This window comes from Pseudomonas sp. NPDC008258, from assembly GCF_042956345.1.
Classification (GTDB): domain Bacteria; phylum Pseudomonadota; class Gammaproteobacteria; order Pseudomonadales; family Pseudomonadaceae; genus Aquipseudomonas.
This window is the reverse complement of sequence record NZ_JBIBGE010000002.1, coordinates 115,752-127,626: the sequence shown is the minus strand read 5'-3', so window position 1 is coordinate 127,626 and position 11,875 is coordinate 115,752. Positions and strand designations below refer to the sequence as shown.

General features: G+C 56.6%; 10 protein-coding genes. 2 read left to right on the top strand and 8 right to left on the bottom strand.

What is annotated here, in order from left to right; all coding sequences use genetic code 11:
* Positions 1 to 26 precede the first annotated feature (26 nt).
* Positions 27 to 1,121, top strand: a complete 1,095-nt coding sequence (locus ACFY9W_RS02070) for an acyltransferase family protein (protein WP_391125063.1) — start codon at positions 27 to 29, stop codon at positions 1,119 to 1,121.
* Positions 1,122 to 1,197: 76 nt separating this feature from the next.
* Here ACFY9W_RS02070 and ACFY9W_RS02065 read toward each other — a convergent pair whose 3' ends face one another.
* Positions 1,198 to 1,497, bottom strand: coding sequence for a YceK/YidQ family lipoprotein (locus tag ACFY9W_RS02065; protein ID WP_391125060.1), 300 nt, complete (start codon positions 1,495 to 1,497; stop codon positions 1,198 to 1,200).
* A 149-nt stretch (positions 1,498 to 1,646) separates the two neighbouring features.
* On the opposite strand from ACFY9W_RS02065, the gene ACFY9W_RS02060 reads away from it, so the two are divergent.
* Positions 1,647 to 2,792: an acyltransferase family protein gene (locus tag ACFY9W_RS02060; RefSeq protein WP_391125057.1), complete on the top strand. Its 1,146-nt coding sequence runs from the start codon at positions 1,647 to 1,649 to the stop codon at positions 2,790 to 2,792.
* A 135-nt stretch (positions 2,793 to 2,927) separates the two neighbouring features.
* On the opposite strand, the gene ACFY9W_RS02055 is transcribed toward ACFY9W_RS02060, so the two are convergent.
* From ACFY9W_RS02055 to ACFY9W_RS02025, 7 genes are read right to left on the bottom strand one after another with little or no spacing between them, the layout of a single operon-like run.
* Positions 2,928 to 3,320: a GtrA family protein gene (locus ACFY9W_RS02055; protein ID WP_391125054.1), complete on the bottom strand. Its 393-nt coding sequence runs from the start codon at positions 3,318 to 3,320 to the stop codon at positions 2,928 to 2,930.
* Entirely contained in the window at positions 3,317 to 4,261 is a 945-nt protein-coding gene (locus tag ACFY9W_RS02050) for a glycosyltransferase (protein ID WP_391125052.1), read from the bottom strand. Before ACFY9W_RS02050 ends, ACFY9W_RS02055 begins: the two co-directional genes overlap by 4 nt.
* Complete coding sequence (locus ACFY9W_RS02045; protein WP_391125049.1) at positions 4,258 to 5,898, bottom strand: DUF6311 domain-containing protein; 1,641 nt, start codon at positions 5,896 to 5,898, stop codon at positions 4,258 to 4,260. The genes ACFY9W_RS02050 and ACFY9W_RS02045 overlap by 4 nt, the downstream gene beginning before the upstream one ends.
* A gap of 42 nt (positions 5,899 to 5,940) precedes the next feature.
* On the bottom strand, positions 5,941 to 8,472 hold the full coding sequence (locus ACFY9W_RS02040; protein ID WP_391125046.1) for a glycosyltransferase: 2,532 nt from the start codon (positions 8,470 to 8,472) through the stop codon (positions 5,941 to 5,943).
* A gap of 6 nt (positions 8,473 to 8,478) precedes the next feature.
* The gene (locus tag ACFY9W_RS02035; RefSeq protein WP_391125043.1) at positions 8,479 to 9,870 is read right to left on the bottom strand and encodes a methyltransferase domain-containing protein; all 1,392 of its coding nucleotides are present in this window, start codon (positions 9,868 to 9,870) and stop codon (positions 8,479 to 8,481) included.
* Complete coding sequence (locus tag ACFY9W_RS02030) at positions 9,870 to 11,084, bottom strand: Wzt carbohydrate-binding domain-containing protein (RefSeq protein WP_391125040.1); 1,215 nt, start codon at positions 11,082 to 11,084, stop codon at positions 9,870 to 9,872. The genes ACFY9W_RS02035 and ACFY9W_RS02030 overlap by 1 nt, the downstream gene beginning before the upstream one ends.
* Entirely contained in the window at positions 11,081 to 11,875 is a 795-nt protein-coding gene (locus ACFY9W_RS02025; protein ID WP_391125037.1) for an ABC transporter permease, read from the bottom strand. Before ACFY9W_RS02025 ends, ACFY9W_RS02030 begins: the two co-directional genes overlap by 4 nt.

Genomic DNA, 11,875 nt, shown 5'->3' with positions numbered 1-11,875 from the left:
CTTCAATAAAAAAATGGGTAAAACCCGTGAACAATTTAACCGCGACATCTTCACCCCATCTGTCTGGGCTGGAGCAGCCGGCCATCAAAAACCACGACGTGTCACTTGACGGGCTACGGATCATCGCCACCCTCATGGTCATTCTGATTCATGTCTCTGCCACCGGGTTTGCCCAGCTGGCGCCACACTGGTGGGGGGTGAACACCTACGAGAGCCTGTCGCGAGCCAGTGTACCGATTTTCTTCATGATCACCGGTGCATTGCTACTGCCGCGCTCGCACAGCGTCAGCAGCGTACTACGCCGTGTATGGCGAATGGGCTTCGCGCTACTTGCCTGGTCATTGCTCTATCTAGCCTACAACAAGTACAAGGTCACCGGGCTGATACTGCCAGACCTCTCGGAGCTGAAACACTGGCTGGTTGCAATCGTGCGCTGGCCGGTGGCAGGCCACTTGTGGTACCTGTACACGCTGATGGCTGCCTACTTCTTTATTCCTGTTCTGGCGGGCTTTTTCCGCAGCAGCCCATTGAGACTGCAGTGCCTGGTACTTGGGGTATGGTTGATAGCGGCCAGTATCGTACCGTTCGCCGAACGCGTCTTCGGTGAAGCCCGGGCGTTCATTGATACGCGTTTTTTCTATATCTACCCCGGTTATATGCTGGCAGGCGCGCTGCTGTACCACCATTTCAAGATGAGCCTGAAAGGGTTGTACGCAGGCGTGGTGCTCTATCTGCTGTGCAGTGCAGGAACCGCAGTACTGACATGGTATTACTCCAAAAACGCTGCGACCAATACCGAACTGTTTTATGAGTACTTCGCTCCGTTCGTGGTCGCTGCTTCCATTTTCCTGTTCTGCGTTGTCAGGTACCTTGCCCAGCTTTTGCTCGGCCGATATCCGGGAATCCGCAGAGCGATGATTTTCTTCGGTAACCTCACCTTCGGCATCTACTTGATGCACCCGATGGTTATCTGGGAGCTGCACCACAATGGCCTCGCCTGGAATTTCACCAACCCGTGGCTGGCTATCCCGACCGTGATGGCGGTGGTTTTTGTTGTGTGTGGGGTAATCACTTACGTCATCAAAAAAACCCCAATCGTTCGAACAATCATCCCTGGTTAAAGTAAGCGTGGGTGCGCTGATTGCCGCGGAGTTTGACCACTTATCCACCTGCCAGCTCAGCGGCTATGGCTGAAATTCAATATTCCAGGCGGCGAATGGGGACATTACCGCGCTTGTATTGCCAATAGCCGGTGTAGGGAAGAATGATCGTATCGGCAATGCCAGACGCAGCCATGTCGACCAGAATGGGGAACGGTGCCCAATGGGCGCCCGTTCTGGGTGGGCCGTTCAGGTTGCAAAACTGGTATGCGACACCGCTATAGGCCCTGGGGATGCTGTGGCAATCACTCTGCCATTTCGCCAGGTCATCTACCGCCTTGGCCTCGTTAGACACAGTGTGTACGGTTCCGCAGCCAGCAAGGGCTGCTGCCAGCATTACGCCTATCCATGGTCGCATGGGGATTCTCTCGAGTTTTGCCATAGCCGAGCTTAGCCGGTTCTATAGGACGGTTACAGAATAATGGCAATGCGCTTCTCCTGAATCTGGGTGACCACTACAATGCCTCCATCTCAAGGAGAACCGGCATGCAACAAGCTTCAGATAGAGCGCTTTTCGCCAACCAGTTAAGAGGCGTGGCGGTGATCGCCGTGCTCATCGTCCACTGGTGCGGCGTTTATTGGTTTTCACGGGATGTGGTGGCATCCTATATTCATGCCCCAGTCGTGGAAGGGCCTTCGTCGAGCATGATCTACTGGCTGACGATACCCACCTTCAACTATGGACCCTTTGGCGTTTCGGTTTTCTTCCTGATAAGCGGCTTTGTCATCCCGTTTTCGCTGAATCGTCTGGAACCTGCGAAGTTTCTGATCGCCCGGTTTCTGCGTATCTACCCGACCTATATCGTCGCATCGCTGATCATGCTGGGGCTGGTCTATATGTCCAGTCGATATTGGGGGCAGCCGTTCTCCATGGCGCTGGATCGGCTGTTTGCCAACCTGTTCCTCCTGCAGGGCAACTTGCATTACCCCTCAATCGACATGGTCAACTGGACCCTGGCCATCGAGATCAAGTTCTATATCATCGCCGCCCTGTTGTATCGCTCAATCAAGGCCGGCAATGCCTTCCCGGTGATTTTGTTCGCCGTCGCGGTGCTCGCGGCGTGCGAGGCGCTTCCCACATTGCTGGCGGGTTGGGAGTTGCGCGTCGGCTTGGTGGAGTCGCTTGAAACCGAGTTGATGTGCGTGATCTTCATGTTCATTGGTACCGGCTTCTATCATCATTACACCGGTACCTACACGACTCGACAGTTACTGGCCTATGTGGCCATTTTGGTGCTGGTGTTCCTGGTGTGTTGGCCACACACCGACTGGGATGTGCAGATGCCATCGGTGCCGCAAAACTATGTTTACGGCCTTATCCTGTTCAGCGCCAGTTACATGCTGCGCCGGTATTTCCGCCCGTTTGCGCCGTTGGATTTCATTGCCAATATCAGCTACTCGATCTATGTAACACACTCGATCATCGGCTATCTGTGCCTGCGTATTCTGATGGACCAGGGCCTGTCGTTCCCGGTGTCGGGTTTGTTGACACTGATCTTCGTGCTGACGCTTGCCTACGTGCTTTATCGGCTAGTCGAGGTACCTACCATGCATCTTGGCAAGCGGATTTTCGGAAAGGGAGCCAGGCTTGCAACTCTCGCGCCTGTAAACCAGGAGAATGCGGCCGGTTAGGCAGCGTACCACTCAGTCAACACGGGCGCCGGCCACCACAGATAGCCGGTGAGCCTGAGAACTGCGCACTACCTGTGAGGCGAGTTGGCGGGCCAAGGATTCAACACCGGTGATGGCCCGCTACCACACAGGAAATCACCCGGCTGGTTTGAAAGCCCAGAGCTTCATCACCAGGTAATTCAATACCGGCACTACAAAGATCACCATCACCAAGCCCACCGCGTAATGCAGGCCGAGGTACTCAACCACAGAGGTGATCAGCAATGTCAGCCCCAACGATACCAACGACACCGCCAGAAAACGCCGATAACCTAGCAGGCTGGCCGGTGTGTGGAAAGTAAACCGGCTGTTAAGCAGGTAGGACATCACGTTCGCAAAACAGAACGCCACACCGTTGGCCACGAAGGCCGGTGGCGCAAGCAGTTCCATCAATGCCACCACGATACCGGCATGCACAGCGGTGTTGGCAACGCCGACCAAGCCAAAACGTATGAACTCGTGATAACGCGCCGGGATGATGTGCCTCACTTGATCACATCACGCACGATATACACAGGTCGGTTCTTCGACTCGGTGAAAATCCGCCCCACGTACTCCCCCAGCACACCGATACCGATCAGTTGCACACCACTGGCAAATAGCACCGTGATCATGATCGACGCGTAACCGGGTAAATCCACACCAAAGAACAAGGTTTTCACCAGCAGGAAGGCCGCGTAGACGAATGATAGCGCCGATACCGCGCAGCCCAGGTAAGTCCAGATACGCAATGGCACCGAGCTGAAACTGGTAATGCCTTCGATGGCAAAGTTCCACAGCTTCCAGGTGTTGAAGCTGGAAGTACCGTGCTCCCGGGCAGCCACTTTGTACTCGACGGTAGTGGTACGGAAGCCCACCCAGGCGAACAGCCCCTTCATGAAGCGGCGGCTCTCCGGCAACGTCTTCAACGCGTCGACGACCTTTCGGTCCATCAGGCGGAAGTCACCCACGTCAGCGGGGATGTCGATGTCCGAGATGCGGTTGTGGACCTTGTAGAAGTAGTTGGCCGTCAGCTTCTGGATTGGCCGGTCGGTTTCGCGGTCAACGCGCTTGGCCAAAACCACTTCCGCGCCCTGCTCCCACTTTTCGACCAGTTCCAGAATGACCTCTGGCGGGTGCTGCAGATCAGAGTCTATCGGCACAATGGCATCGCCAGTCGCGAAGTCGAGTCCTGCTGAGATCGCGGCCTCCTTGCCAAAGTTGCGCGACAGGTCCACGACGGTCAGGTAGGCATTCTCTGCCTTGGCCTGGACCAATTGATCATAGGTGCGGTCGCGGCTACCATCGTTGACAGCGATCACTTCGAGTTCGTAGCGATCGGCCAAATGGGCAAATACTTCATTGATGCGCTGAAAAAACGCATCAACGCCTTTTTCCTCATTGTAGAAAGGCGATACCAACGAGATTGTGCGCTTGTTCGGTTCGGTCATGGGTTCATCTGCCCTGCTTGGCCGACACGGCAGACATAGGCAAAGTCGATCACTTTGCACTCAGGCTGACGGTTTGGTGGGAAAAACTGCTTGACCTGATCAACCTGCGGGAAGTCGCCAGCATTGAACACGTACATGGACTGTGCAAATTGCGACCCGGCAATTTCCGCTTGGGTGCTCTCGGTACTGCAGTTGGCGTTGGAGCGAGCAACGTAACCGGTGTTGATCTTGATATTGTTAACGGCAGCGTAACGCATGGCCGGCATCAACGTCTGTAGCACTTGGTCGCCACGGCCACATTTGAACTTAGGGAAAAAATACAGGTACTTGGTATCTTTCGTTGCCTGCTCGCTCCACGCGGCCTGAGTCAACACGGGCTCAGCCGGCCTGCTGGCCACAGCCACCAGCAAGCGCCGGAATGCAGACAAATCGCTGATTTGCACAGCCAGCATTACCAGCATGCATGCTGCGAACACCTTGGTATCCAGCCGGCGATACAGGTAGGTGATGGAGAAGATCACCACGCAAAAGCCTACCGGCCAGAAGAACCGGCCAGAGGCTCGGAACTGAGAAGTGATCGGCCCCAGGATTGACGGGTAGTCGATCGATACCAGGTGACTTGTGCCCAGATAGATCTCGTTGGACAACGCATAGACTGTGAACAGCACCATCAGCCAAGTGAGCGCCTTATGGCGGGCGAATGTGCCGTCGTTATGCTTGCGGTTCAACCCCAGGCTCAGTACAAAGGCCAGCAGCACGCCCATGCCAAGGTAGTTGAAGCCTTCACCTTGCCCTGGCATCTCAGGGTTGGGGAAGTGCAGGTACTTACCGCCATGCAGCGGTGACAGCAGGTTCATCGAGAACACACCGAACCCGCCTTCCTTTGACACTGCTGCCTCACCCATCGGGAATATGGTCAGGAACAAGCTGACCCCTATCACAACGAATGGCACCAGGGCTCGGGCAATAGACGCAGCACTGAAACGATCAGCGCTCCCCAGATAGCCTGCCAGGTAAATTGCGCTGGCCATGGCGAACAGGTAGATGTTGACGTAGAAGCCGGCAACCAGCAGTACGCCCCAGGCCCAGCCATGCGGCTGCCCGGTGTTGCGACAGCGCAGGTACATCGCCAATGCGCACAGCACGATCCATTGCGACATCAACGACACATGTGCAATGCGCGAAGTAAACTCGGGCATGCTCACCAGGCAAACCACAGCAGCTGCAAGCGCCAGCCATGAGCGCACCCGCAGTTCGCGCAAAATCCACCACGCACATATGGCCTGGGCGATGAAGCAGCCTGCGATCCACAGGCCGAACGGGTTGAACGGAGCGAAGCTCTTCGGCACGAAGACTTTCAGCAGGAAGGCATACAAGGGTATTGCATCTACAAACGTAGCCCTGGTCCCCTGCGGATAGTTTATGCCGTCAAATGCCAGCAGCGGGTAGCTGAACGGCGCGTTGAAGAACGCATTGAAACCCGCGAAATATTGGGTTACGTCCTCGACTTCAGTCTGCCAATACGAATTGGTGCCAAAAATGAAGTCCAGCGGGAAGTGCCGCAATACAAAGAACAACCCGAAAGCCAACGCGAACGCAAAGCCGGCTCTCCCTGTTGAGTCAAGCTTCAAACCCATTATTCTATGTTCCCGTCCATGCAGTTTTTCAAGGCGATGCGGTCAAAACGCATTTTTGCTGATTTCGCCAATTAGCTGTTGCGCGCTGCCTTGCCAGGTAAGCCACGGCATGTCGACCGACTTGGGGTGCTGGTCTTGAGCATGCAATTCAAGCCAGGCAGCGATGCTGTCCGCCATGTCACGCGCGTCGTTGCCGGCGAAGAACCAGGCATGTTCGCCCGCTACCTCACGGAACACCGGCAAGTCGCGGGCAATGATCGGCAGCCCGTGCTGTGCCGCTTCGATCAGCGGCAGGCCAAAGCCTTCACCATACGACGCAGCCAGCAGGCAGTCGCATTGCTGATACAGATGCTCGAGATACTCGTCGCTTGCCCCTTCGAGCCACAACAGGCGCTTGCCGCGCTCGGGGTGGTCGGTAAGCCTGGCCGCCAGCTCTTCCACCAGCCAGCCGTGCTTGCCAACAATCACCAGGTTCGCCTGCACACCCCGTTGCCATAGCAACTCGAAAGCCTCCAGCGTTTGCAGGTGCCCTTTGCGCGGTTCCAGCGTACCGACCATTAGGAAGGCAGGGTTGAGTTGCAAGGCTTCGATGCGCATGGCCGGGTCTTCCGGTGTGCCGGTAGTCGGTACAGACTGATCAATGTCGGCACCGAGGTGGAACACGCCGATGCGGAATGGCCGGTTACGCTTGGGTGCGTTTTCGTCCATCCACGCCTGCAGTTCATCCCCTACCGCGCGGGAAATGCACATCGCACCGTCGTAGCGAGCGATGGTGTTGATCCAGTCAACGTAGAACGGGTGCAGGTGGTCCGAGAAGAAGTGGCGCATCTGCAAGATCAGCAGGTCGTACACTACGAAGAACAGGCTTACACCGTGGGCACGCATGGTGTCCAGATACGGCTGGCGCTGCGGGAGCATATCCAGCAGCAGGTCCAGGCAGATGTAGGCATCACCGGCCTTGTAGCTGATGGCCTCGTCCACGTCGTCATCGCCGGGGACATTACCGAGGAACTGGGCCGTGAACTGCCTGGCGTAGCGGTAGAACGACTCCTCTACTTTGGTGTAGACCGGCGTGACAGTATAGCCTTCGGGCGGGTTGGTCAGCCACTCCAGGAGAATGCTTCGAACTACGCGCTGAATACCGCTTTTAGCATCATGTCGGCAAAGTTGTGAAATATCCACCAACAGATTCGGTTTGGCAGTTGGCCCTTGCAGCGAATAATCTATGGCCTTCGCCAGGCGCTCGACATCAATCTCGCCGTTGCCCAGGTCAACCGAAGCAACCAGCGCCTCGGCCAGCTGCTGGATGCGTTGCTCGGCAGGCAAGTCCTCATCCACCGGCTGGCTAACAGCTGCTTGGTCTTGCACGCACTGTTCGAACGCGGCAACGGCAGCCTTGCCTGTCAGGTCCCAGGAAAATAGCTTGGCGCGCTCCAGGCCGTGGCTAATCATGGCCTCGCGGAAGGTATCGTCTACCAGCGCCTGGTTCATTTTCTGGGCAATGGAGGCTGTGTCGAGCGGGTCAAAGGTAGCTTCGTCCCAACCAATCACTTCGGGCACGCTAGATGTGTTCGCCCCGATCACCGGAGCGCCGCACTTCATGGCCTCCAACGGCGGAAGGCCAAAGCCCTCATGCCAGGACGGGAATACGTAAAGGCGGCAAGTGTTGTACAGCGCTACCAGCTCATCGTCAGTGATGAAACCAGTAAACACTAGGTCATCCTCACTCAACCCTTGCGCCAATGCTTCGCCACGGTATCGCTCGACAATGTGCTGAGACATCTTGCCAGCGAACACCAGTTGCACATCTTTGACTTCCCGCTTGACGTCGGCAAACGCGACAATCAGCCGAGACAGGTTCTTGCGCTCATCTGCCCCGCCGGAGTACAGCACAAATGCATCGCGCAGCCTGAACTTGGCCTTGAGTGCGCTGCGCGCTTCATCGCTGAGGGTGACGGGTTGGAAAACCTCGTCTGCTGCACCCGACACATTGAACACCTTGTGCTGGTCCAACGGCAGCAACGAGAGTGCTTCCTGACGGGCACATTCCGAGATCGCCAGCAACACGCCGTGGTCCTTGAAAGAACCAACAATGTCCATGTAGTACTGCTTGTACTGGGCGTGATCCAGGTATTGCTGCGGGTTGGTCAGCGGGATCAGGTCATAAAGGGTGACGCTGAGAATGGCCCGCTTGTTCTCAGGCGGGTGGCCGATTACCGCGTCGTCGATGAAGCCCTCTACCGCGCTGGTGATGTGCACTACATCGGGCTGCAGTTCATCGATAGCAGCCTGGCGAACAAGCTTGGCCACTTCATGACGGCTCCGGTTCGCCGGGTTGATGCCTGCCACCGGGCCTTGTGCATACCAGACACGGATATGGCTTTGCGGCAGCAAGCCGTCAAAGGCGCCACGAATGGCTTCAATCCCTTCGCTGAGCATGCCATTGAGCAGGAGGTAAACCTCGTGGTCGCCGCGATTGCGAACAATACCTTGAGCCAAGGATACGCTGTATCGGCCGATGCCACGGAAGCGGCTTTCGGTTTGCGCGCCTTGCATGTCAATTACAATACGCATTCGGTGTTAGCCCTTTTTCATTGCAGCTCGGAGGGCGTTTTCGATAGCGCGGCCTCGCGGTGTCAAAGGGGCGTGATCGATCACGCCGTGCTGGTGGTCAACGGCTACGCTAGCCGGGTCGGGGGCCAGCAGGTTTCGCAGCTTGGTAGCCAGCCAAGGGGTACGGTTCAACATTGCCAGCGCCAGGCGGCGCACAGCTGGGCGGCGAGCCACCCACAACCGGGCGTGTGGTGCGGCGAGACGCAGCTTCTTGCGCAACCACGCTTTACCGTGGCGGGACGGCCACAACACTACCCGCCCGGTAACGCGCAGAGGGCCTGTAATCCGCCATGACGTGCTGTTACGCATGGCTTCAATCTGCTGCTCGGCGCCTTGGGCACGCATGTGTTGCCAATGGCAATTATCCAGGGCAGCGTTGCGTTCCTGGGTCATGGCCTCGGCATTCGCCAGGGCTTGGCTGAGCGCCTCCTGCATAGCACCACACTGGCGGTTCGAGGCCTCTGCGGCGGCTTCGTAATGCTCTTTCATCGCCAGCAATTGCTGGGTTTGCTGCTGGCTCACTTCGGCCATCAGCCTCTGGAACTCGGCGGGCTCGAAAAAGGTGGCACGCACCTCCTCTACACTATTCTCCAAGTTGCCGAAACGGCTTTCGATGCCTTGGTCGTACCGCAGGGCGATATCATCAAGCGACAAGCCGTAGGAGGCTTCGAACACTGCCTCAAAATTGGCCAGTTGCTGCGCGCCCGCTTGCTTCTGGGCAACCACTGCATAGTCGGGGCTGGCGCCGGACAGCACTTCGCGCACCCCTACCCGGGCCTGCTCATCGTGTAATGCGGCGGCTTCCTGGAGGCGCACTACCTTGGATCGAACGAAGCCGGTGTGTTCCGTAAGAAACGACATCAGCAAATTGGGGATCGGCTGATCGTGGGTCGGGTCGAGATAGAAATTGTTGGTACCCACCATCACGTTTTCAGCGTTGGGGGTTTCCAGAATCAGCAAGCCGGCCGGGCGCAAAACGCGCAGCGCCTCGCTCACCAGCTCGCCAAGTACCGAAAACGGCACATGCTCTGCGATATGAAAGCCGCTCACTACCACCTGGCTGTTATCCGCAAGCCCCCGCAGGGCTTGCAGTGCATCAGCTTTTTGCGCAGGCAGGCCGGCGGCTCGGCAGGCTTCCAGCATCCCCTCGTCCAGGTCGACACCCATTGGCGTGAAGCCTTCGCGTTTCATCAACTCCAGCCATTCGCCACGGCCACAGCCGATATCGAATACGGGGCAGTCGGCATAAAGTGTTTTCAGGGGCTGCAGAAACGGCAAGTAGGCTTCGAGCCGCTGGGTGATGAGCTCCCTCGAACCACGGTAGCGGTCTTCGAAAGCCCTGTAGAAACCAGCATTCATCAATTGCACTCCACGGTCGGCGGGATCCACGCCAGGCCTACGAAGGTTTGTTCGGACATGTTCACAACGTTGAATACCAACGCCAGGTCACGCCACTCATAATTATCGGCAATATGGGTGTCGCCCGCGTGCAGGGCTACTGCTACCGAATACGACCCCACGCCAAGGTTTGCAGGAAAACGGAAACTGTACGTCAGTAACTCACCTGCAGCCAAATCTGTGCGAATGCATTTCAAGTGATGGGTATTGGTGCCAAATACATCCTGGCCAAGGCGGTCTTTGATCACGTAACCCACCACCAGCTCCGGTATAGGTGAATTGACCTTGACCTGGATACGCAGGCAAACCTCTTCGCCTACCGAGATATATTCGACCGTGGCGGCTTCACGATTGTGCATGGCAACCGTTTCGATGCTTGCCTTGCCACTACCGGAGCGCGTCTGCCTAGTGCCATCGGACAATGTCTGAACTTCGACGGTGGCGTTTTCCTTCTGGGCAATAATGGCGTTGTAGTAGTCCATCACTTCTTCAGGTGGGCCGTCCTTGATAACGGTGCCTCCATCCAGCAGGATCGCCCGGTTGCACAGGGCCTGGATCGAGCCGCGGTCATGGGAAACAATTAGCAGCGTGGTGCCGGCTTTCTGAAACTCCTTGATGCGGCCAAAACTTTTGTGCTGGAAGTAACTATCCCCCACCGACAATGCCTCATCGATAATGAGGATCTCCGGGCGGAAGGCGGTAGCCACAGCAAATGCCACGCGCATCTGCATGCCGCTGGAGTAGGTACGCACAGCCTGATCGAAGTACTCGCCGATCTCGGCAAAAGCTTCGATGTCATCAATCACGCCGTCGATCTGCTGAGTAGCAAACCCCATCAACCCCGCAGCATGATAAGCATTCTGGCGGCCGGTCAGTTCACCATTGAAGCCCATGCCAAGCTCCAGGATGGCGGCAATACGCCCATGCACATGAACATTGCCTTCGGTTGGCTGCAGAGTCCCAGTGATCATTTTCAGCAATGTCGACTTGCCGGCCCCATTCTGGCCCACCAGTCCAATGGCTTCACCGGCCTCGATGTTGAAGCTGATGTGCTTGAGCACCCAATGTTCGCTGCTAGCCCTGACCGGCAGGTAGAACCAGCGCGCAATACGCTGCAATTCCGAACGGTAACTGCGGTAGGCCTTGCCTACGTTGCTGACGGCGAGCAGGGTCATAGAGAGTCCACCATTTCGGCTGAGGCACGGCGAAACAGGAACAGGCCGAGCACCATCAGCCCAACCGCAATGGCCAATACCACGCCAACCTCGCTAATCTCGGGTGCCTGCTTGTAAACCAGCACGTTGTGGTAAGCCGTGACAATCGGATACATCGGGTTGGCGCTAAGGGTACCCTTCAGGTAATCGGGTACGATATTCACCGTATACACGATAGGCGTGAACCAGAACCACACCTGCATCACAATCGGTACAACCTGGCCGATATCACGCAGGAACACGTTCAATACCCCTAGAACCAAGCCAATACCAACCGCAAGGGCCACCACTACCAAGGTCAGCGGCAGTAACCACAGAATCTGAACATCCGGCGCATGACCAAGAACCGCGAACACGGCCATGACTGCTGCGAACAACAACAGATTGTTAAGCAAACAGGAACCAACAGCGATCACCGGCAACGCGATGCGCGGGAAACGCATTTTTTTCATCAGGTTGCCTTGGTCGATGAAAACCGAGAGACAACGCTGGACGATTTCGGCAAACAAGTTCCAGGCCAGGATACCGGCGATCAAGTACAGAGCGTAAGCATACTTGTTATCGATGCCCGGCAGGCGAGCCCCCAGGACGTTGGACAAGATCAAGGCATAGATCGCCACTTGCGCCAAGGGGTGGATAATCATCCACAAGCCGCCCAGCTTGCTACGCGCGAACCTTGAGATGAATTCGTTCTTGATGGACGTGAGAATGAAACCTCTGTAGTCCCAGACGCCCCGAAACATGCCAAACAT